The sequence below is a fragment of the Oceanibaculum sp. genome (assembly GCF_022449305.1).
Taxonomy (GTDB): Bacteria; Pseudomonadota; Alphaproteobacteria; order Oceanibaculales; family Oceanibaculaceae; genus Oceanibaculum; species Oceanibaculum indicum.
The window spans coordinates 1-20,283 of the sequence record NZ_JAKUSO010000064.1 but is presented as its reverse complement, the minus strand read 5'-3'; the positions used below and the strand labels follow the sequence as shown (position 1 = coordinate 20,283).

Sequence of the window (20,283 nt, the reverse complement as noted above, 5' to 3'; positions counted from 1 at the left end):
CTTGCCGACGCCCTTCTGTATAGGCCCATGACAACTCGAGTCGCCGCCGGGAACATGTTGCGCATAAACTAAATAAGCGAACCCGAAAATGGGTCGCAACATGGGAGGACTCACAATGACCCAGCTCAAAGGGATAAAGGCATATTGCGCGGGTGCCGCAGCGGCAGCCGCGCTGTTCGTCGCCGCACCGGCCCAGGCCGACATCAAGATCGGCGTGATCTTCGACTATACTGGCCCGTTCGCGGCCGGCGGGTCGCAGGCCGCCGCGATCGGCACCAAGTCGGCCATCGACATCATCAATGAGCGCGGCGGTGTCGAGGGCCACAAGATCGTGGCGACTTACGCCGATGCGCAGTCCAAGGCCGAGGTGGCGATCAACGAGATGACCCGCCTGCTGGAGCAGGAAAAGGTCGATGTCATCATGGGCGTGTTCTCCAGCGCGCACTGCGTGCCGATGGCCCAGCGCGTCGATCAGCTGAAGAAGTTCATGTGGGCGAATGTCTGCGTCGCCTCTTCCGTGTTCAAGGGCAAGAACCTGCAATATGCCTTCCGCGCTCAGGTCCATTCCGACCAGTTCGGCGCGGCCTCCTGCACCTTCACCCATGAGAATGCGAAGGCGAAGCTGGGCAAGGATCCGAAGGATGTGCGCGTCGCCATCATCTATGAGGATGGTCCCTACGGTGCCGGCGTCGCCTCGGGCAATGAGGCGAAGTGCAAGGAACTCGGCATGAACATCGTGCTGAAGGAAGGCTATGCCGCGACCGCACCCGACCTCTCCAGCCTGGTCACCAAGCTGCGCCGCGAGCGCCCGGACGTCATCCTGCACACCGGTTACAATCCCGACATCACCCTTTTCCTGCGTCAGGCGCGCGAGCTCGGCCTGAAGTGGGGCGCGCTGATCGGTCATGGTGCCGGCTACGGCCAGATCGACAAGCTGCGCGAGACCTTCGGCGCCGATGCCAACTACATCTACAATGTCGATCCGGTGGCGGCCCAGCTGCTTGACCCGAAGACGCTGGCGCCGGGCCTGGGCGACGTGACCGCCGAGATGGTGAAGCGCTACAAGGCAGAGACCAAGGCCGACCAGGTGCCGCCGCACACCTCCATGGGCTTCAACCAGACCTGGATCTTCCTGACCGACGTGCTGCCGCGCGCGATCAAGAAGTATGGCGGCTTCGATCCGGAGGCGCTGCGCAAGGCCGCGCTCGACACCGACATCCCGGTCGGTGGCACGATCCAGGGCTATGGCGTGAAGTTCTATGGTCCGGGCACCGAGATGGCGGGTCAGAACGAGCGGTCCAGCCCGGTCGTCATGCAGTACATCGATGGCGACACCAAGGTGGTCTGGCCGGCGGCTATCAAGACGGTCGATCCGGTGCTGCCGTTGCCGAAGGGCCACGTCTACGCCCGCTGAGGGTGCGGACGGCCCTGCCCTTCACCAGAGTTCGGATTTCCGTGGCAACGGCGGATGATTCATGCTGACCGTATCTAACCTGACCAAGCGGTTCGGTGGTTTCACCGCCGTTGACCATGTGTCCTTCAGTCTGGAGCAGGGCGAGATATTGGGGCTGATCGGCCCCAATGGCTCCGGCAAGAGCACGACCTTCAACCTGATCGCCGGCACGCTGGCCCCGACGGAAGGCAGCATCAGCTTCCTGGGGCAGGAGATTGGCGGCCAGCGGCCGATGGATGTCTGCCATCTGGGTATCGGCCGCACCTTCCAGATACCGCGGCCCTTCAAGCGGCTGTCGATCCTGGAGAATGTGGCTGTCGCCGCCTATTACGGCCAGAACGGCCGGGTCTCGCGGCAGCAGGCCTGGGCCCAGGCAGAGGAAGCGCTGGGCCTGGTGAACCTGCCGACCGATGCGAAGGCCTCGGTTGACGGGCTGGGGGCGGCCGGCTTGAAGAAGCTGGAGCTGGCCCGCGCGCTGGCCACCCAGCCGAAGTTGCTGCTGGCCGACGAGAGCCTGGGCGGCCTCGATGAGCAGGAGATGGACCAGGCTGCCGACATGCTGAGCATGATCCGGCGCGAGAAGAACATCACCATTATCTGGGTGGAACACATCATGGGCGTGCTGATGCGCGTCGTGGACCGGGTGATGGTGCTCGACCACGGCGAGAAGATATCGGAGGGCCTGCCGCGCGAGGTCGCCAGCGACCCAAGGGTGGTGGAGGTCTATCTCGGCTCCGAGCGGGTCGAGATCGCGGAGACGGGAGAGGCCCGTGCTTGAGCTTGCCAATGTCTCCGCCGGCTACGGCACATTCCAGGCGCTGTTCGATGTCAGTCTTCAGGTGAAGGCCGGCGAGGCGGTGGCGGTCATCGGCCCGAACGGGGCCGGCAAGACGACGCTGCTGCGCGTCATCTCGAAGCTGATCGACATCGAGAAGGGCGACATCACCATGGAAGGGGCGTCGCTGCGCGATGTGGCGCCCTTCAAGGTGATCGAAATGGGCATTTCCCATGTGCCGGAACATCGCCGCCTGTTCCCCCGCCTGACGGTGGAGGAGAATCTGCGGATGGGCGCCTATATCCCGTCCGCCCGGGCGCATTTCAGGGATCGCCTGGATTTCGTCTATTCGCTGTTTCCGCGCATGAAGGAACGGCGCGACCAGCTGGCCGGCACCATGTCGGGCGGCGAGCAGCAGATGTGCGCCATCGGCCGGGGCCTGATGAGTGGGCCGAAGCTGCTGCTGCTGGACGAGCCGTCCGCCGGGCTTGCCCCGGTTATCGTGCAGCAGGTCTTCGAGCTGGTGCAGCGCATCCGCGAGGAGGGCTACACGGTGCTGATCGTCGAGCAGAACATCCAGCAGGTGTTGCGGGTCGTGGACCGCGCCTACCTGCTGGAGGTCGGCCGCATCAAGCTGTCCGGCAAGGCGCAGGACCTGCTGGCCAGCGAGGAAATCCGCAAGGCCTATATCGGGCTCTAGGGGGAAGCAGGGGACATGGAAATCTTCGATATCTTCCTTCTGGAAGCGATCCTGAACGGCATTCTGCTGGGCGGGGTGCTGGCGCTGCTGGCGCTGGGCCTGAACCTCGTCTTCGGTGTCATCGACGTGGTGTGGATCTGTTACGCCGAGCTGGTGATGATTGGTATGTATGCGGTCTATTGGCTGTTCGCCTTTTACGGCGTGCCGATCGTGCCGGCCTTCCTGGCGGGCATCGTCATTGTGGCCGCCGCCGGCGCCCTGCTCCATTACCTTGTCATAAGGCCGATCCTGGGGGCGGCGCCGATCAACCAGCTGTTGGTGACCGGTGGCGTGCTGTTCTTCCTGCAGGCGCTGGCGACGCTGGTGTTCGGCGTGGAGTTCCGCAATATCGGGCTGCGCCTGCCGGTGCTGGAATTCGCCGACATGTATTTCAGCTTTGCCCGCGTGCTGGCCTTCGTCACCGCGCTGGCCGGGATGGTGGCGCTCTATTTGTTCCTGACGCGCACCTATATCGGCACGGCGATCCGCGCCATCAGCCAGGACCGCGAGATCATGCCGCTGATGGGGGTGAACCCTCAGCGCGTCTATCTGATGACCTCGGCCATCGGCGGCGGGCTTGCCGGCCTGTCGGCCTGCCTGCTGGTGCTGCAATATGACGTGCATCCGGCCATCGGCCTCAGCTTCGGGCCGATCACCTTCATGATCTGTGTCATGGGCGGGCTCGGTAACATGATCGGCGGCTTCGTTGCGGCCTTCATCTTCAGCCAGTTCATCTCCATCGGCGGTTTCTTCTTCGCCATCGAGTGGGGCTATGTGATCGCCTTCGCCTTCTTCATCCTGATGATGTTCCTGAAGCCGCAAGGCATCCTGTCGAGGAGGCGCTGAGATGCCGCGTATGTTGCCTTGGCTGATCGCCGTCGCGGTGCTTGCCGTCATCCCGTTCCTCGGGCTCGGCAATTACTATCTGCATCTGCTGATCACCATCCTGATCTGGGGCTTCATCTATACCAGCTGGTCGCTGATGGGCCGGTTCGGGCTGGTGTCACTGGGCCATGGTGCCTTCCTGGGCATCGGTGCCTATACGGTGACGCTGCTGTGGAACGATGCCGGCCTGTCGCCCTGGATCGGCATTCCCATCGCCATGGTGTTCGCCGGCATCGTGGCGGTGCTGATCGGTTATCCCTGCTTCCGCTTCCGCATCGTCGGCCATTATTTCGCGCTGGTGACGCTGGCCTTGAGTGAGGTGGTACGCCTGACCATCGTGGCGCTGCGCGACACCACGGGCGGCTCGCTGGGCATCACACCGCGCTCGGCAGACACGCCCAATTCACTGATGGCGCTGCAATTCTCCGACAAGGAAACCTTCTTCTACATCGCGCTGGCGGTCTGGCTGTTCGGCCTGTGGGTGTGGAAGCTGGTGGACCGGTCGATGGCGCGCTATGCGCTGGAAGCGATCTCCGAGGAGGAGGATGCGTCGGCCTCGCTCGGCATGAATGTGACCCGCACCAAGCTGACCATCACGGTGCTGAGCGCCATGCTGACCGCGCTGGGCGGTGTGCTCTACGCGCAGTACCAGCTCTATATCAACCCGGAGACCATGTCGGGCATCGCCATCAGCCTGCAGATCGTGTTCGCGGTCATCGCCGGCGGCATGTATGTGCAGCTTGGCCCTACGGTGGGGGCGGTCTTCACACTGCTGCTGGCGGAATCGCTGCGCATCCTGGTCGGCCATGATGTGCACGGGCTGGACGGTACTATCTACGGTCTGCTGCTGGTGCTGTTCATCATCTTCATGCCGAAGGGCATCCTGGGCGCGCTGCTGGAACGGCTGGAGAAACGCGGCGAGGCGAGCCGGCCGGCAAAGCCCGCCCCGGCGGAGTGAGGCTTATTGCGCTCATCACGCCAGTTTGTTACCATGCAGGTAACGCTACGAGGCGCGCTTGGCAATTTCCCGCATCCGCCACAAGGGGCTGCGTGAGCTTTTCGAGACCGGACGGAGTGCGCGTGTCGGTCGCGATCTCCAGCGCAATGCGCTGCTCATACTCGACCATCTTGATGCGGTAGCTGACCTTGCCGACTGCGAGGGCGTGAAAGATTTCCACCCCTTGCAAGGCAGCCGTCGGGGGCAGTATTCGATGCATGTTTCCGGCAACTGGTGCATCACCTTCACTTTCGACGGCAAGGATGTCGAGGTGATCAATCTGGAGGATTACCATTGATGACCGGTTTGCAACGCCATCGCCGTCCGACCGCGCCGGGTGAGATACTGCGGGAGCATTATCTGGTGCCGCGCGGTGTTTCCGTGACGGACCTGGCCGAAACGCTGGGTGCCAGCCGCAAGCAGATAAGTCTGTTGGTGAACGGGCATGTGCGAGTGACGCCCGAAATGGCGGCGCGGCTTGCCAAGTCGCTGGGGACGACGACACGCTTCTGGCTGAACCTGCAAACGGCAGTGGATGCCTATGATGCCGATCAGGCGGCGGAGGGCTGGCAGCCAGGGCGCGTCCTCGGTCGTCCCGCTGCCTGAGCGCTTCATATTGAAACGGCTTGATTCGGCGGCGGCTTGACGGCAGCTATGGCGGTCATGGACGCGCTGATCGATGCCGCTCTCGGCAATCTTCTCTCGCCGCTGGTGCTGAGCTTCGTGCTCGGGCTGGTGGCCGGCCTCGTGAAATCCGACCTCGATATGCCGGAGGTCGTGGGCAAGGCCATTGCCATCTACCTGATGTTCGCCATCGGGCTGAAGGGCGGGGTGGAGATGGGTCATGCCGGCCTTGGCCTTGCCATCCTGCCAGCACTGCTGGCTGCACTCATCCTCAGTTTCGGCATGCCCTACATCGCCTATCCGTTGCTGCGCCGCCTCGCCGGGGCGGACCGGGTGAATGCGGCCGCCGTGGCGGCGCATTACGGGTCGGTCAGTGTCGTCACCTTTGTCGCGGCGACGCAGATGCTGGCGCGCGACGGTACCGGCTATGAGGGCTATCTGGTCGCCATGTTGGCGGTCATGGAGACGCCGGCGATCATCGCCGGGCTGCTGCTGGCCGGCCGCGCCTTGGCGCTGGAAGGCGGTGCGATGGCGGCGGATGGTGGCGACCGCCGCGAGTTGCTGCGCGAGGTGCTGGCCAATGGCTCGGTCATGCTGCTGGTCGGCGGTTTCGTCATCGGCTGGCTGAGTGGCAGCGATGGCTATGCCGCCGTGCAGCCCTTCTTCGAGACGCCGTTCAAGGGCGTGCTCTGCCTGTTCCTGCTGGAGATGGGGTTGCTGGTTTCGCGCCGGGTGTCCGGCTTCCAGATGCTGCGGCCGCGCCTGATCGCCTTCGGCCTCTATATGCCGCTGATCGGCGCCAGCCTCGGCCTCGCCGTCGCCTGGGCGCTCGGCCTGTCGGTCGGCGGCGGCACCTTGCTGGCCACGCTGGCGGCCAGCGCCTCCTACATCGCAGTGCCGGCGGCAATGCGTCTCGCCCTGCCGCAGGCCGACCCGGCGCTCTATGTTACCCTGTCGCTGGGGGTGACATTCCCCTTCAACCTGATCGCCGGCTTGCCGCTCTATGCGGCGTTGGCCCGCGCGATCCTCTGACGCGAAGGCCGCCATGACCGACGAGCTGCAGACCCATAAGAAAAAGAAGGTGGAGATCGTGGTCGAGGTGGCGCGCGCACCGCGTATCCTGCGCATGATCACGGAGCAGGGGGCGACCGGCTATACGGTGGTGCCCAATCTCGGCGGCAAGGGACGGCGCGGCATGCGTGGCGGTGCCGATGTGGTGCAGGTGTTCGACAATGTGATGATCGTCGTGGTGACGACGGAGGAGATCGCCCGCGCCATCCTCGCCCAGTCGCAGGGGCTGCTGAAGGATTATGTCGGCATCGTCTATATGTCGGATGTCGAGGTGGTCCGGGACGAGCATTTCTGATGGCTGGCCGTTACTGGCGCGATCTCTCTACCGCTGATATCGCCGCACTCGATACAGTGCGGGCCATTGCCGTGCTGCCGGTGGCGGCCATTGAGCAGCATGGCCCGCATCTGCCGCTGTCGGTCGATGCCGATCTGAACGCCGGCATTCTGGCGCGAGTACTGGCGCTTGTGCCGACCGACCTGCCGGTGCTGGCTCTGCCGATGCAGGAAATCGGCAAGAGCAACGAGCATCAGGCCTTTCCCGGAACGCTGACGCATTCCGCCGAGGGGCTGATCCGCAGCTGGACGGAAATCGCGGAATCGGTGCGCCGGGCCGGCATCCGCAAGCTGGTGATCTTCAATTCGCATGGCGGTCAGCCGCAGATCGTGGATATCGTCGCGGTCGATCTGCGCGTGCGGTTGTCGATGCTGACGGTCGGGCTCAGCTGGTTCGATCTGGGTCTGCCCGATGGGCTGTTTCAGGAGGATGAGCTGGCATACGGCATTCATGGCGGCGCGGTCGAGACCTCGATGATGCTGCATCTGCACCCCAATAAGGTGCGCCGCGAGCTTCTGGCCGATTTCCCCTCGCGCTACCGCGATCTGGCTGTCTCCCATCCGCTGGTTGAAAAGGCCGGCTTTGCCTGGATGACGCAGGATCTGAACGCCAGCGGTGCCATTGGCAATGCCGCGCTGGCCGATGCGGAGAAGGGGCGGCTCATCGTCGAGCTTGCGGCGGAGCGCCTTGCTGCGCTGCTGGCGGAGATCGACAGGCTGCCGCCTGACCTCTTGAAACAATAACGAAACGGGAGACGCTCCATGGCTTACGAGACCCTGCTGGTCGATGTCGCGGACGGGGTGATGACGATCACGCTGAACCGCCCGGACAAGCTGAACGCCTTCACCGCCGTTATGCTGGCGGAGATGACGGTGGCGCTGGATGCGGCGGAGAAGGAGGAGGCGGTGCGCGCGATCCTGATCACCGGGTCGGGGCGCGGCTTCTGCGCCGGGCAGGATCTGGGCGATCGCAAGGTGATCTCCGACGATATCGATCTCGGCGCCTCTCTGGAGGAGCGCTACAACCCGCTGGTGAAGCGGCTGCGCGCCCTGCCGAAGCCGGTGGTCTGCGCGGTGAATGGTGTTGCCGCCGGAGCCGGGGCCAATTTCGCGCTGTGTTGCGACATCGTGCTGGCTGCCGAATCCGCCAGCTTCATCCAGGCCTTCGCACGCATCGGGCTGGTGCCGGATTGCGGCGGCACCTGGCTGCTGCCGCGGCTGGTCGGCCATGCCCGGGCGATGGGGCTGGCGCTGACGGCGGAGAAGCTGGAGGCCAGCCGTGCCGCCGAATGGGGGCTGATCTGGAAGGTGCTGCCCGATGCCGAGCTGATGCCGGAAGCAGTGAAGCTCGCCCGGCATCTTGCCACCCAGCCGACCCGGGCGCTGGGCCTCATCAAGCAGGCGATCCAGGCCTCGACGGGGCATTCGCTGGACGGCCAGCTCGACCTGGAGCGCGATCTGCAGCGCGAAGCCGGCCGCACTGCCGACTACCGCGAAGGGGTTGCCGCCTTCCTCGCCAAGCGCCCGCCGGCCTTTCAGGGGAAGTAGGTGCTGGGGAATTAGGGGTTGCCCCGGCGCGTTTGCCGCCGCATAAGGGCCATACCCGTAATCGACGAGTTTGCCCCATGGACCTCACGACACAGATTCCGCCCGCCGACATCCGTCCCGGTATCCTGCGGCTGGACGATTCGCGCATCCGCGAGGTCGCGCATTACGGCATGAAGCTGGGCGGCGTGGTGCCGCTTTGGTTCGGCGAGCCGGACGAGCCGACACCCGCCTTCATCTGCGAGGCGGCGGCCGAGGCGCTGCGCCAGGGCCACACCTTCTACACGGAAAGCGCCGGCGTGCCGGAACTGCGCGCCGCACTGGCCGAGTATCTGACGCCGCTGTGCGGCCGCACCATTTCGCCCGAGCGCATCGTCATCACCGCCTCGGGCATGAATGCGATCCAGATCGTCATGCAGTCGCTGGTCGATGCCGGCACCAATGTCGTTACCACCAGCCCGCTCTGGCCGAATTGCAGCGAGACGGTGCGCATCATGGGCGGGGAGGTGCGCCCGGTGCTGCTCTCCATGGGCAATGATGGCTGGCAGCTCGATGTCGAACGGCTGATGGATGCCTGCGACGGGAATACCCGGGCGCTGTTCATCAACTCGCCGAACAACCCGACCGGCTGGGTAATGCCGCGTGACCAGCAGCAGGCGCTGCTCGATTTCGCGCGCGAGAAGGGCATCTGGATCATCGCCGACGAGGTCTATGACCGCATGGTTTTCGAGGGCACGCGGGCACCCTCCTTCCTCGACATCGCGTCAGAGGACGATCCGGTGCTGGCGCTGAACAGCTTCTCCAAATCCTGGAGCATGACCGGCTGGCGCATGGGCTGGATCACCGCGCCGCTGGGCATGATCCCGACGCTGCTGAAGATGAACGAGTTCAACACCGCCTCGGCCTCCACCTTCGCACAGCATGCCGGCGTGGTGGCGGTGAAGCAGGGAGAGCCGTTCATTGCCCGCTCGGTCGCGCGGTATAAACAGGGCCGTGATCTCGTCTATGACCGGCTGTCGCAGCATCCGCGCGTGCGCATCGTGCAGCCGAAGGGCGCCTTCTACCATTTCTTCTCGGTGGACGGCATGACGGACAGTCTGGATTTCGCCAAGCGTCTGGTGGCGGAACATCGCGTCGGGCTGGCGCCGGGCAGCGCCTTCGGGCCGGGTGGCGAGGGGCATCTCCGGCTCTGCTTCGCCAACAGCCCGGAGATCCTGAATCACTGCCTCGACCGCATTGAGACGATGCTGGGCTAGGACGATAGGGGCCATCCGCAACCATTTCTTGCGTTTTAGCGTTGATTTTACGCAATATGCGGTGGCGCCGCGACGATTCGGAAAGCAATGCGTACCCTCTATCACCTCTGGTTATCCCCCTTCAGCCGTAAGGTTCGCCTGGTCCTGGCCGAAAAGGACCTCGCCTTCGAGATGAGTGTCGAGAAAATCTGGGAAAGGCGCCCGGATTTCCTGGCGCTGAATCCGGCCGGCCAGGTGCCGGTGCTGATCGACGATGAAGGGCCGGACGGGCCGGTCACGCTGTGCGATTCCGGGGCGATCTGTGAATATCTGGAAGAAGCCTATCCCAAGCGCGGGCTGATCCCCGGCATCCCCACCGACCGCGCCGAGGTGCGCCGGCTGGTCGCCTGGTTCGATTGCAAGTTCTATGAGGAAGTGACGCGCAATCTGGTCGGCGAGAAGATCCTGAAGCGCTTCCTGGGGCTCGGCGAGCCGTCGAGCGAGGCGATCCGCGCCGGCCTGACCAACATCCACTACCATCTGGATTATATCGGCTATCTGTGCGAGCGGCGGACCTGGCTGGCCGGCGATCATCTGAGCCTGGCCGATCTGGCCGCCGCGGCGCATCTCTCCTGTGTCGATTATCTCGGCAATGTGCCGTGGGAGGAGCATGCCGAGGCGAAGGAATGGTATGCCCGCGTGAAATCCCGTCCGGCCTTCCGTCCGCTGCTGGCTGACCGTATTCCCGGCGTGTCACCGCCCAAGCACTACGCCGATCTGGATTTCTAGGGCCGGTTACTCGACCCTCACATCCATCGCTTCCAGGTTCAGCCGCGCGGCATCGCCCGCCGGCCCTTCCGAGGTCAGGTTCAGGACGGCCAGGAAATCCTTTCGGGCGGCATCCTTGTTGCCGGCGGCACGGGCGATCACACCACGCTCCAGCAGGGCATCCGGGTGGTCCGGATCGAGGGCCAGCGCGCGTTCCACATCGTCACGGGCAAGGTCCAGCTGGCCGAGATAGCGATAGGCCGAGGCGCGGATCAGCAGCGCATCCATCCGATGCGGCGCCAGGTCGATCGCCCGGTTCAGGTCGTCGATCGCCTCGAAATACTGCTCCAGCGTCATGCGGGACAACGCCCGGTCGATCCGCAGATCGACATTGTCGGGGGTAATCTCCAGCGCCTTGTCGCGCGCGCTGGCCGCTTTGCGCTCATCGCCGGCCAATACCCAGGCTAGGCCCGCCTGGGCCAGCAGGCCGGCGCGGGTCTCCGGGCGCGGTGAGAGAGACTCGTCGGCGGCGACGCGCTCCAGCCGTGTGGCGGCCTCGGCATAGTCGCCCAGTTGCAGCAAGGAGGCCGCGATACAGTGCTCGGCCGGGCTGCCGCCCCCCTTCTCATGCCAGGCAACGCCGCTGCGGTAGCCGTCGGCGGGCGCTTCCCGCGCCAGCCTCATGCAGGCCGCATATTGCGATTCATGATCGATGGGGGGCGGGGCCTCGCTCTGGGCGAAGGCCGGCAGGGCAGCGATGGCCAGCGCGCCGGCCAGCAGCAGGACAGGGCGCAGGAGGGAGGAGGGCGTCAGGGACATGGCGAACAGATATGGGCCGGCGCGATCATCCGCAAGTCCGGAATAGCCACCCCTCACTTGCCGCAATGCAGCAATAATATTGTGCGATGCAGGAGGATCGCGTTGCGAAATTTCATTGCGGCGGCGTGGCTTCATTCGCAAAGCCTGATCGTCTATTCGCCTGCCAAACGCCGTGTTCGTTGCTTTTTTTACATGCCTGCCTGTGGGCGATTGTCGCAACCCTGCCGGCTCACTACCATCTAATACTAAAGGAAGAAAACCGATCCGGCGGATGGCCGGGCGATAAACAGCCGGACCCGATCGGGCCGGACGGGAGGATCATCCGGGTAAGGCAGGGCGCCAGGCGGCGCTCCACCGGCAATCGGATGCAGGGGACAGAACATGACGCTCGCTGCGGTTACCCTTGACGACAAATACACGCTCCAGCGCGGCCGGCTCTACCTGACCGGGACGCAGGCGCTGGTCCGCCTGCCGATGATCCAGCGCCAGCGCGATGTGGCGGCGGGTCTGAATACCGGCTGCTTCATCTCCGGCTATCGCGGCTCGCCGCTGGGCGCGCTCGACCAGCAGCTCTGGAAGGCGCGGAAGTTCCTGAAGAACAACCACATCCAGTTCCAGCCCGGTGTGAATGAGGAGATGGCGGCGACCGCCATCTGGGGCAGCCAGCAGCTGAACCTGTTCCCCGACGCGCTGTATGATGGCGTGTTCTCCATCTGGTACGGCAAGGGGCCGGGCGTGGACCGGACCGGCGATGTGTTCAAGCACGCCAATAATGCCGGCACCTCGCGCCATGGCGGCGTGCTGGCGCTGCTCGGCGACGACCATGTCTGCAAATCCTCCACCCTGCCGCACCAGTCGGAATTCGCCTGCGTCGATGCTATGATGCCGGTGCTGAATCCGGCCGGCATCCAGGAAATCCTGGATTACGGGCTGATCGGCTGGGCGATGTCGCGCTATGCCAGCGTGTGGGTTGGCATGAAATGCGTGGCCGATACGATGGACAGTTCCGCCTCGGTCGAGGCCGATCCTGACCGGGTGAAGATCGTGCTGCCCGAAGGCGTCGAGATGCCGGAAGGCGGGCTCAGCATCCGCTGGCCGGACGAGCCGATGGCGCAGGAATACCGGCTGCACACCCACAAGATGCCGGCGGTGCTGGCCTTCGCGCGGGTGAACGGGCTGGACCGCGTGCTGATCGACAGTGACGCACCGCGCCTCGGCATCGCCACCACCGGCAAATCCTATCTCGATGTGCGTCAGGCGCTGGATGCGCTGGGCCTCGACGAGGCGCGGGCATCGGCGCTGGGCATCCGCCTCTACAAGATCGGCATGCCCTGGCCGCTGGAGCCGGAAGGGGCGGCTGCCTTTGCCGCCGGCCTGCCGGAGGTGCTGGTGGTGGAGGAGAAGCGCGGCCTGATCGAGCCGCAGCTGAAGGATATCCTCTACGACATGCCGGCGGACCGCCGGCCGCGCATCCTGGGCAAGCAGGGCGAGGATGGCCGCACCCTGTTCCAGGCGCCGGGCGAGCTGTCGCCGAACCAGATCGCGCTGGCCATCGGCGAGCGTCTGCTGAAGCAGCATGACGACGCCGATCTGCGCGGTCGGGTGATGCGGCTGCAGCAGGAGGAGGCCGGGCTGACCTTGCCGACCCACGGCTTCAAGCGCACGCCCTATTTCTGCTCCGGCTGCCCGCACAACACCTCCACCCGCGTGCCGGAGGGCAGCCGCGCGATGGCCGGCATCGGCTGCCATTACATGTCGCAATGGATGGACCGCTCGACCGAGACCTTCACCCAGATGGGCGGCGAAGGCGCACCCTGGATCGGCCAGGCGCCCTTCACAAAGACGAAGCACATCTTCGCCAATCTGGGCGATGGTACCTACAATCATTCCGGTTCGCTGGCGATCCGCGCTGCCGCCGCGTCGGGCGTGAACATCACCTACAAGATCCTGTTCAACGATGCCGTGGCAATGACCGGCGGCCAGCCCGCCGACAGCCATTTCACGGTCGATCAGATTGCCCGCCAGGTGCTGGCCGAAGGGGCGAAGGCGGTGCGCATCGTCACCGACGATCCCGACAAGTACCCGCTGAATGTCTTCCCGGCGGAGGCGAAGATTTCGCACCGTGACGAGCTGGATTCGGTGCAGCGCGATTTGCGCGAGATCGAAGGGCTGACCGTCCTGATCTACGACCAGACCTGTGCTGCGGAGAAGCGCCGCCGGCGCAAACGCAAGCTGATGGTCGATCCGCCCAAGCGCGTCTTCATCAATGAGGCGGTGTGCGAAGGCTGCGGCGATTGCGGCGTGAAGTCGAACTGCGTCTCCGTGCTGCCGGTCGAGACTGAGTATGGCCGCAAGCGCGCCATCGACCAGTCGGCCTGCAACAAGGATTATTCCTGCCTGAAGGGCTTCTGCCCCAGCTTCGTCACCGTGGTCGGCGGCAAGGTGCGCAAGCAGGCGGAGAAGGTGGAGCAGGCCGGGCCACGACCGGTGTTCGGCGATCTGCCGGAACCGATCCTGCCGGCGCTGGATCAGCCCTACAACATCATGATCGGCGGCATTGGCGGTACTGGTGTCGTCACCATCGGCGCGCTGCTCGGCATGGCCGCGCATCTGGAAGGCAAGGGCGTCAGCGTGCTCGACATGGCCGGCCTCGCCCAGAAGGGCGGGCAGGTGCTCAGCCATGTGCGCATCGGCGCCACACCGGGTGACCTGCACGCCGCGCGCATCTCGCACGGCGGGGCCGATCTGCTGCTGGGCTGCGACATCGTGGTGTCGGCCAGCGCCGAGGGGCTGGCAACGCTGCATACCGGGCGCAGTCATGCGGTGGTGAACACGCAGGAGACGATGACCGGCGACTTCACCCGTAACCCGAACCTCGCCTTCCCGACGGCGAAGCTGCGCGACGCACTCCTGAAGGCCGTTGGCGGGCAGAAGGCCGATTTCGTCGATGCCTCGAAGCTGGCCACGGCGGCGCTGGGCGATTCCATCGCCAGCAACCTGTTCATGCTGGGCTTCGCCTGGCAGCGCGGGCTGGTGCCGGTAACAGCGGAGGCCATCGACAAGGCTATCGAAATGAACGGTGTGGCGGTGGCGTTCAATCGCGAGGCCTTCCTGTGGGGCCGCCGCGCCGCGCATGACCTGCCTTCGGTCGAGCGCATGCTGGCCCCGGCCGAAACCGCTGTCGCGCCGGACCGCAAGATCGCCCAGACCCTGGACGAGATCGTGGCGAAGCGCGCCGCTTATCTGACGGACTATCAGGATGCGGCCTATGCCAGGCGCTACACCGATCTGGTGGCGCGCGCCCGCGAGGCGGAGCAGGCCAGGACTCCGGGCCAGACCGCACTGGCCGAGGCGGTGGCGCGCTATTACCACAAGCTGCTGGCCATCAAGGACGAGTATGAGGTGGCCCGGCTCTACACCGATGGCGGGTTCCAGCGGCGCCTCTCGCAGCAGTTCGAGGGTGACTACAAGCTGGAATTCCATCTGGCGCCGCCGCTGTTCGCCGAACGCGATCCGCAGACTGGTCATCTGAAGAAGCGTGCCTATGGCCCGTGGATGATGGCGGCGTTCCGCACGCTGGCCGGGTTCAAGAGGCTTCGTGGCACGGCGTTCGACATCTTCGGCCGCACCGAGGAACGCCGCATGGAACGCCGGCTTGTCGCTGAGTATGAGGCGCTGCTGGCCGAGCTTCTGGAGAAGCTGTCGCCGGACAATCACCATCTGGCGGTGGCGCTGGCCAGCCTGCCGGACAAGGTGCGCGGCTTCGGCCATGTGAAGGAGGCGAATGTCGCCAAGGCGAAGGCCGAGGAGGCGGAGTTGCTGGCCGCCTTCCGCAGGCCGCAGGCGCCCGCCCAGGCGGCAGAATAGGACGACCTATCGGCCGCCCCCTTGGCGGGGCGGCTGGTGCGCCCCATACTCCTCTTATGAAGCGTCTGCTTACCGTCCTGATCATCCTGCTTGCCGCCGGCACGGCGCCGGCCCTGGCGACCGGTGCCAATTCGCGCAACGATGCCCGGCTCGATCCGCTATTCGAGCAGCTGAAGCGGGCCAAGGACCCGGCGGTTGCGCAGATCCTGGAAGCGCAGATCTGGCATATCTGGACTTGGACCGAATCCGAGGACGCGAACATGCTGATGCGCCTCGGCCTTGGCGCCATGGAGCGCGAGGATTTCGAGGCGGCACTGCTGCATTTCGATGAGCTGGTGGAGATCGCGCCGGACTTTGCCGAGGGCTGGAACAAGCGCGCCACCGTCTATTACCGGCAGGGCAATTATGCCGCCTCCGTTGCCGACATCGAACGGGTGTTGGCCATCGAGCCAAAGCATTTCGGCGCGCTGTCCGGCCTCGGCATGATCTATCTGGAGCTGGAGGAGAAGCGCGGCGCGCTACGCGCCTTCGAGAAGGCCCGGGACATCCATCCCAACCTGCCGAATGTGGACAGCGTCATCCGCGATCTGCGCCGCGATGTAGAGGGGCGCGGGACGTGAGGCTTTCTATCTGAAGAAGGACAGCGCCGCCGCGACGATGGATTCCGGCGCATCCTCCTGCATCAGATGGCCGGCACTTGGGACTTCCCGATAGTCGCATTCCGGCAGCAGCCGGGAAAGCTGCCGGCCGCGCTCCACCGGTATCCACTCATCCTCCTGCCCCCATAGCAGCATGGTCGGACATCGCACCGCGCCATAGTGCGGCTCCACCTCGTCGGTGAAACGCATGTCCATCTGCGCGATCTGACGGTAGAAGGCCGGCTGGCCGGCCTCGCCAAGCCAGGGCGCAAGATAGGGCTCCAGCTCGGCGTCGGTCATCTCCCGGCTCACGGCGCCGCGGATATAGGCCCGCAGAATCGCGCGCTGCAGATAGTCGGGCACGCCGGCGAAGGCGGCCTCGTGATGGCGGACATGCTGCACGAAGGGCGAGCCCCAGGGGCGCAGCGCCACCGGATCGACCAACAGCAGCTTGCGATAGTCGCAGCCATCGAGCAGGTGCGCGCGTAGCGCCGTGGCGCCGCCGAAATCATGTGCCAGCATGAAGGGCGCGGTCAGGCCCCAATGTTGCAGCAGGGCTGCCAGCAGACCATTCTGGACGCCGAGCGATACATCCTGGCCCTCACGCTTCTCCGACTGGCCATAGCCCAGTAAATCATAGAGGTGGATCGTATAGTCACGGGCCAGTTCGCGGGCGATGCGGCGCCAGACATAGGAGGAGAAGGGCGTGCCATGGACCATCACCAGCGGCGGGCCATCGCCGACGATATCGTAGGCGACCTGCTGCCCGCGGAAATCGAAGCGCCGCGTCAGCTTCCAGCTGTCATTTGTCATGTCCGCCCCTCTTTTACTGTCTTTCCGACTTGGGAGTCCGGGGCGGCGGATACAACCCGGCCTGGCCTTGACCCTGCTTCGCAGGCGGGTCATCGTTGCGAGCGATTATCGCTGAAGGAGGCTCCCGATGAAGACCATGCCCGTCACGCCCGACGATCTCGCCCGTTCCGTGCTGGCCGTGCCGCCGCTGGCGCGCAATGCCGACCTCAGCCTGAACAAGGCGGCGAACCAGGCGCTGGTCAAGCATCTGGAAGCCGGCGGCGTCTCCACGCTGATGTATGGCGGCAATGCGAATTTCTACAATATCGGCGTTGGCGAGTATCCGGCGATCCTCGACATGCTGGAGGAGATTGCCGGCAATCAGAGCTGGGTCATCCCCTCCATCGGGCCGGATTTTGGCCGTGCTGTCGATCAGGCGAAGATTCTGCGCGACCGCGCCTTCCCGACCGCGATGGTGCTGCCGTTGCAGTTCCCCTCGACGCCGGAGGGTGCCGAGGCGGGCATTCGCCGCATCGTCGAGACCTACGCGAAGCCGGTGATCGTCTATATCAAGAATGAGGGCTTCCTGGAGCCGGAGAATGTCGCCCGCCTGTTCGAGGATGGCATGGTGGCGGGCATCAAATACGCCATCGTGCGCGACGATCCGCGCCGCGATGAGTATCTGGCCGAGCTGGTGAAGCTGGTCAGCCCGAAGCATATCGTCAGCGGCATCGGCGAGCGGCCGGCGATCGATCATCTGCGCCATTTCGGGCTCGCCTGCTTCACCTCCGGGTCGGTCTGCATCGCACCTGCCGGGTCCATGGCGCTGCGGGCTGCGCTGAAGGCGAAGGATTACGAGCAGTCGGAAAGCATCCGTGACCATTTCCTGGAGCTGGAGGATTTGCGCGACGGGCTGTCGCCGATCCGCGTGCTGCACGAGGCGGTAACGCTGTCCGGCATTGGCGACATGGGCCCCATGCTTCCCATGCTTTCCAACATTCCCGAACAGCATCACGCGGCAATCCGCAAGGCTGCCAAGGACTTGCTGGAATGCAATGCGCGCCTGCTGTCGAAGGCGGCCTGAGGGCCTGACTTTGGCCGCCTAGATTTGCCTTGAAGCAACGGCGGGACGTGCCATATACGGCCGCAATTCCCCCGTTGCCGAAAGGCCTGTTGTTATTTTGCGCGAAGATGCTGCGGCGCTGGACACACATTTATGGGATGTGCGTGTCCGGGCGCTTTACGACTATTGGCTGGCGCGATGCCGCGATGGCTGCCCGCCCCGTCGTTCCGACATAGACCCCATCGACCTGCCGCATCTGCTGCGCTGGCTGTGGCTGGTGGATATCGAGCGCAACAGGCCCGACTGGCCGCTGCGCTTCCGCGCCCGGTTGATGGGCACGGAGCATGTCACCACCATGGGCCACGACCCGACGGGCAAATGGATGGACGAGGCCTTTCCGACCTTCCTGACCAACCCGACCTACAGCGATTACGTGCAGGTGGCGCAAAACGCGACGCCCAGTTACCGTGCCGGCAGGCCGCTCTATCATCTGGACAAGGAGCATGTCCGGATGGAAAGGATCATGCTGCCGCTCGCCGGTGACGATAAGAGCATCGACATGATCCTGGCGATTACGGTTTATTTGCGCGGCATCAATACTCGCTAGGAGGAAAGCCATGACCGATTCTCTCGACCTCGCCGTTACCGGCGGCACCGTCGTCACACCGAACGGGCGGGAGCGGATCGATATTGGCATTCGTGGCGGGCGGATCGTGGCGCTCGGCAATCTTGGCGGCGCCAAGGCGGCGCAGGTTTTCGACGCCACCGGGCTGACCGTGCTGCCCGGCGTGATCGACACCCAGGTGCATTTCCGCGAGCCCGGCAACGAGCATAAGGAAGATCTGGAATCCGGTACGCGCGGCGCGGTGCTGGGCGGGGTGACGGCAATCTTCGAGATGCCGAACACCAAGCCTTCCACTACCGACGAGGATGCGCTGGCCGACAAGCTGAACCGAGCGCGGGGCCGGGCCTGGTGCGACCATGCCTTCTTCATGGGCGCGGCGCCGGAGAATATCGGCAACCTGGCCAGCCTGGAACGGCTGCCCGGCTGCTGCGGCGTGAAGGTGTTCATGGGCTCCTCCACCGGCTCGCTGCTGGTCGAGGATGATGCCACGCTGGAGGCGCTGCTGGCCGATGGCGTGCGGCGTGTCGCCGTGCATGCCGAGGACGAGATGCGGCTGCGCGAACGCGCCCATGTCGCGAAGGAGGCCGGCCATCCGCGCGCCCATCCCGACTGGCGCGATGTGGAGACGGCGCTGAACGCGACGAAGCGAGTCTGCGCGCTGGCGCGCAAGACCGGCCGGCGGGTGCATGTGTTGCACATCACCACGGCGGAGGAGATGGAATTCCTCGCCACCCAGAAGGATTACGTGACGGTAGAGACCACGCCGCAGCATCTGACGCTGGAAGCGCCGGACTGCTATGACCGGCTGGGCACCTTCGCGCAGATGAACCCGCCGATCCGTGACGCCCGGCATCGTGCCGGGCTGTGGCGCGGCATTACCGCGGGTGTGGTCGATGTGCTGGGCTCCGACCATGCGCCGCACACGCGCGAGGAAAAGGCCAAGCCCTATCCCGACAGCCCGTCCGGCATGCCCGGCGTGCAGACCATGCTGCCGCTGATGCTGAACCATGTGAATGAAGGCAATCTGACACTGGAACGGCTGGTCGATCTGCTGTGTTCCGGCCCGCAGCGGCTGTTCGGCATTGCCGGCAAGGGGCGCATTGCGCTCGGCTATGATGGCGACCTGACGCTGGTGGATTTGCAGGCGAAGAAGACCATCACCCACGCGATGATGGCCAACAAGTCGGGCTGGACGCCGTTCGATGGCATGGAAGTCACCGGCTGGCCGATGGCGACGATCATCCGCGGCAACATCGTCATGCGCGATGGCGAGGTTCAGGACAAGCCGCTCGGCCAGCCCGTGCGCTTCACGGAGACGCTGAACGGCTGACGTCTGGACGAAAGACGGTTCTGCGCCACTTCCTTGCCAAACTGTTTTAACGGCAAGGAGGTGTGCGATGCGCCTTGTAGTCTCGTTTCTGTTGATCCTGCTGTTTGCCCTGCCCGGTACTGCCCGTGCCGAGATGCTGGAGGGCGAGGCACTGTGGAATGCGTTGCGCCAGGGCGGCCATGTCGTGCTGTTCCGCCACGCCATCGCGCCCGGCGGCGGCGACCCGGCGAACTTCCGGCTGGGCGATTGTTCCACCCAGCGCAATCTGAGCGAGGAAGGCCGCCAGCAGGCGCGCGCCATCGGCGACGCCTTCCGCCAGCGCGAGGTGCCCATCGCCCGCGTATTGGCCAGCCGCTGGTGCCGTTCGACCGAGACAGCGGAACTCGCTTTCGGCAATGTCGAACCCTTCCCGGCCATCGACAGCTTCTTCCAGGACCGGGCGCGTGGTCCCGGCCAGACCGAGGCGGCGCGCGTACGCATCCAGACCTTTGAGGGGCCTGGCAATATGATGATGGTCCCGCATCAGGTGCACAGCACGGCCCTGACCGACATCTTCCCGGCTTCGGGCGAAGGCGTGGTGCTGCGGCCGCTGCCGAACAACCCGAAGGGCTTTGCGATTGTCGGGCGGTTGCGCGCCTGGAACTGACTGCCGATATCAGGAGAACGCGAATAGACTTCCGGCCTCTGCCGCGCCTCTGCTAGGGTGCGCTGCAACAGGACCGTG

21 protein-coding genes are annotated in these 20,283 nt (G+C 65.0%); 19 read left to right on the top strand and 2 right to left on the bottom strand.

Annotated elements, in window-relative coordinates; translation table 11 throughout:
* Positions 1 to 115: 115 nt before the first annotated feature.
* From MK313_RS15375 to MK313_RS15315, 13 genes are all read left to right on the top strand, one after another.
* Positions 116 to 1,414 carry an ABC transporter substrate-binding protein gene (locus MK313_RS15375; RefSeq protein ID WP_008945877.1) on the top strand — a complete coding sequence of 433 codons (1,299 nt, stop codon included), beginning with the start codon at positions 116 to 118 and terminating at the stop codon, positions 1,412 to 1,414.
* A 61-nt stretch (positions 1,415 to 1,475) separates the two neighbouring features.
* Positions 1,476 to 2,231 carry an ABC transporter ATP-binding protein gene (locus tag MK313_RS15370; protein WP_008945876.1) on the top strand — a complete coding sequence of 252 codons (756 nt, stop codon included), beginning with the start codon at positions 1,476 to 1,478 and terminating at the stop codon, positions 2,229 to 2,231.
* Positions 2,224 to 2,928, top strand: a complete 705-nt coding sequence (locus MK313_RS15365) for an ABC transporter ATP-binding protein (protein ID WP_008945875.1) — start codon at positions 2,224 to 2,226, stop codon at positions 2,926 to 2,928. Before MK313_RS15370 ends, MK313_RS15365 begins: the two co-directional genes overlap by 8 nt.
* Before the next feature lie 15 nt (positions 2,929 to 2,943).
* A complete protein-coding gene (locus MK313_RS15360) occupies positions 2,944 to 3,813 on the top strand; it encodes a branched-chain amino acid ABC transporter permease (RefSeq protein ID WP_287782693.1) in 870 nt (289 codons plus the stop codon).
* A 1-nt stretch (position 3,814) separates the two neighbouring features.
* A complete protein-coding gene (locus MK313_RS15355) occupies positions 3,815 to 4,810 on the top strand; it encodes a branched-chain amino acid ABC transporter permease (RefSeq protein WP_008945873.1) in 996 nt (331 codons plus the stop codon).
* Between the two features lie 58 nt (positions 4,811 to 4,868).
* The gene (locus tag MK313_RS15350; protein ID WP_287782692.1) at positions 4,869 to 5,147 is read left to right on the top strand and encodes a type II toxin-antitoxin system RelE/ParE family toxin; all 279 of its coding nucleotides are present in this window, start codon (positions 4,869 to 4,871) and stop codon (positions 5,145 to 5,147) included.
* Positions 5,147 to 5,455 carry a HigA family addiction module antitoxin gene (locus MK313_RS15345; protein ID WP_008945870.1) on the top strand — a complete coding sequence of 103 codons (309 nt, stop codon included), beginning with the start codon at positions 5,147 to 5,149 and terminating at the stop codon, positions 5,453 to 5,455. The genes MK313_RS15350 and MK313_RS15345 overlap by 1 nt, the downstream gene beginning before the upstream one ends.
* A gap of 48 nt (positions 5,456 to 5,503) precedes the next feature.
* Positions 5,504 to 6,505: a sodium-dependent bicarbonate transport family permease gene (locus tag MK313_RS15340; protein WP_287782690.1), complete on the top strand. Its 1,002-nt coding sequence runs from the start codon at positions 5,504 to 5,506 to the stop codon at positions 6,503 to 6,505.
* A 13-nt stretch (positions 6,506 to 6,518) separates the two neighbouring features.
* Positions 6,519 to 6,839, top strand: a complete 321-nt coding sequence (locus tag MK313_RS15335; RefSeq protein WP_008945868.1) for a DUF190 domain-containing protein — start codon at positions 6,519 to 6,521, stop codon at positions 6,837 to 6,839.
* Entirely contained in the window at positions 6,839 to 7,621 is a 783-nt protein-coding gene (locus MK313_RS15330) for a creatininase family protein (protein ID WP_287782689.1), read from the top strand. The genes MK313_RS15335 and MK313_RS15330 overlap by 1 nt, the downstream gene beginning before the upstream one ends.
* A gap of 18 nt (positions 7,622 to 7,639) precedes the next feature.
* Entirely contained in the window at positions 7,640 to 8,425 is a 786-nt protein-coding gene (paaG, locus tag MK313_RS15325; protein ID WP_287782688.1) for a 2-(1,2-epoxy-1,2-dihydrophenyl)acetyl-CoA isomerase PaaG, read from the top strand.
* Between the two features lie 77 nt (positions 8,426 to 8,502).
* Positions 8,503 to 9,678, top strand: a complete 1,176-nt coding sequence (locus MK313_RS15320; protein WP_287782686.1) for a pyridoxal phosphate-dependent aminotransferase — start codon at positions 8,503 to 8,505, stop codon at positions 9,676 to 9,678.
* Between the two features lie 87 nt (positions 9,679 to 9,765).
* Positions 9,766 to 10,446, top strand: a complete 681-nt coding sequence (locus tag MK313_RS15315) for a glutathione S-transferase family protein (RefSeq protein WP_008945864.1) — start codon at positions 9,766 to 9,768, stop codon at positions 10,444 to 10,446.
* Positions 10,447 to 10,452: 6 nt separating this feature from the next.
* Here the strand turns inward: MK313_RS15315 and MK313_RS15310 are convergent, their stop codons facing one another.
* A complete protein-coding gene (locus MK313_RS15310; protein ID WP_287782684.1) occupies positions 10,453 to 11,244 on the bottom strand; it encodes a tetratricopeptide repeat protein in 792 nt (263 codons plus the stop codon).
* Positions 11,245 to 11,625: 381 nt separating this feature from the next.
* Between MK313_RS15310 and MK313_RS15305 the strand changes: the two genes are divergently transcribed.
* On the top strand, positions 11,626 to 15,111 hold the full coding sequence (locus tag MK313_RS15305; RefSeq protein ID WP_287782682.1) for an indolepyruvate ferredoxin oxidoreductase family protein: 3,486 nt from the start codon (positions 11,626 to 11,628) through the stop codon (positions 15,109 to 15,111).
* Positions 15,112 to 15,167: 56 nt separating this feature from the next.
* Positions 15,168 to 15,731, top strand: coding sequence for a tetratricopeptide repeat protein (locus MK313_RS15300; protein ID WP_287782681.1), 564 nt, complete (start codon positions 15,168 to 15,170; stop codon positions 15,729 to 15,731).
* A gap of 6 nt (positions 15,732 to 15,737) precedes the next feature.
* On the opposite strand, the gene MK313_RS15295 is transcribed toward MK313_RS15300, so the two are convergent.
* Entirely contained in the window at positions 15,738 to 16,562 is an 825-nt protein-coding gene (locus tag MK313_RS15295; protein WP_287782680.1) for an alpha/beta fold hydrolase, read from the bottom strand.
* 127 nt (positions 16,563 to 16,689) lie between these two features.
* On the opposite strand from MK313_RS15295, the gene MK313_RS15290 reads away from it, so the two are divergent.
* The 4 genes from MK313_RS15290 (at position 16,690) to MK313_RS15275 (ending at position 20,205) form a co-directional block, all read left to right on the top strand.
* Positions 16,690 to 17,625, top strand: a complete 936-nt coding sequence (locus MK313_RS15290; RefSeq protein WP_287782678.1) for a dihydrodipicolinate synthase family protein — start codon at positions 16,690 to 16,692, stop codon at positions 17,623 to 17,625.
* Positions 17,626 to 17,764: 139 nt separating this feature from the next.
* A complete protein-coding gene (locus MK313_RS15285; RefSeq protein ID WP_192813260.1) occupies positions 17,765 to 18,211 on the top strand; it encodes a PAS domain-containing protein in 447 nt (148 codons plus the stop codon).
* A 10-nt stretch (positions 18,212 to 18,221) separates the two neighbouring features.
* A complete protein-coding gene (locus tag MK313_RS15280; RefSeq protein ID WP_287782676.1) occupies positions 18,222 to 19,559 on the top strand; it encodes a dihydroorotase in 1,338 nt (445 codons plus the stop codon).
* A 67-nt stretch (positions 19,560 to 19,626) separates the two neighbouring features.
* On the top strand, positions 19,627 to 20,205 hold the full coding sequence (locus tag MK313_RS15275) for a histidine phosphatase family protein (RefSeq protein ID WP_287782674.1): 579 nt from the start codon (positions 19,627 to 19,629) through the stop codon (positions 20,203 to 20,205).
* Positions 20,206 to 20,283: the final 78 nt, after the last annotated feature.

What these genes read in the sequence shown, in the direction of transcription:
- paaG (WP_287782688.1), top strand. Translation starts at nt 7,640, where the DNA reads ATGGCTTACGAGACCCTGCTGGTCGATGTCGCGGACGGGGTGATGACG.
- MK313_RS15370 (WP_008945876.1), top strand. Translation starts at nt 1,476, where the DNA reads ATGCTGACCGTATCTAACCTGACCAAGCGGTTCGGTGGTTTCACCGCC.
- MK313_RS15315 (WP_008945864.1), top strand. Translation starts at nt 9,766, where the DNA reads ATGCGTACCCTCTATCACCTCTGGTTATCCCCCTTCAGCCGTAAGGTT.
- MK313_RS15275 (WP_287782674.1), top strand. Translation starts at nt 19,627, where the DNA reads ATGCGCCTTGTAGTCTCGTTTCTGTTGATCCTGCTGTTTGCCCTGCCC.
- MK313_RS15345 (WP_008945870.1), top strand. Translation starts at nt 5,147, where the DNA reads ATGACCGGTTTGCAACGCCATCGCCGTCCGACCGCGCCGGGTGAGATA.
- MK313_RS15355 (WP_008945873.1), top strand. Translation starts at nt 3,815, where the DNA reads ATGCCGCGTATGTTGCCTTGGCTGATCGCCGTCGCGGTGCTTGCCGTC.
- MK313_RS15320 (WP_287782686.1), top strand. Translation starts at nt 8,503, where the DNA reads ATGGACCTCACGACACAGATTCCGCCCGCCGACATCCGTCCCGGTATC.
- MK313_RS15310 (WP_287782684.1), bottom strand. Translation starts at nt 11,244, where the DNA reads ATGTCCCTGACGCCCTCCTCCCTCCTGCGCCCTGTCCTGCTGCTGGCC.
- MK313_RS15300 (WP_287782681.1), top strand. Translation starts at nt 15,168, where the DNA reads ATGAAGCGTCTGCTTACCGTCCTGATCATCCTGCTTGCCGCCGGCACG.
- MK313_RS15290 (WP_287782678.1), top strand. Translation starts at nt 16,690, where the DNA reads ATGAAGACCATGCCCGTCACGCCCGACGATCTCGCCCGTTCCGTGCTG.
- MK313_RS15375 (WP_008945877.1), top strand. Translation starts at nt 116, where the DNA reads ATGACCCAGCTCAAAGGGATAAAGGCATATTGCGCGGGTGCCGCAGCG.
- MK313_RS15360 (WP_287782693.1), top strand. Translation starts at nt 2,944, where the DNA reads ATGGAAATCTTCGATATCTTCCTTCTGGAAGCGATCCTGAACGGCATT.
- MK313_RS15295 (WP_287782680.1), bottom strand. Translation starts at nt 16,562, where the DNA reads ATGACAAATGACAGCTGGAAGCTGACGCGGCGCTTCGATTTCCGCGGG.
- MK313_RS15280 (WP_287782676.1), top strand. Translation starts at nt 18,222, where the DNA reads ATGACCGATTCTCTCGACCTCGCCGTTACCGGCGGCACCGTCGTCACA.
- MK313_RS15340 (WP_287782690.1), top strand. Translation starts at nt 5,504, where the DNA reads ATGGCGGTCATGGACGCGCTGATCGATGCCGCTCTCGGCAATCTTCTC.
- MK313_RS15330 (WP_287782689.1), top strand. Translation starts at nt 6,839, where the DNA reads ATGGCTGGCCGTTACTGGCGCGATCTCTCTACCGCTGATATCGCCGCA.
- MK313_RS15335 (WP_008945868.1), top strand. Translation starts at nt 6,519, where the DNA reads ATGACCGACGAGCTGCAGACCCATAAGAAAAAGAAGGTGGAGATCGTG.
- MK313_RS15305 (WP_287782682.1), top strand. Translation starts at nt 11,626, where the DNA reads ATGACGCTCGCTGCGGTTACCCTTGACGACAAATACACGCTCCAGCGC.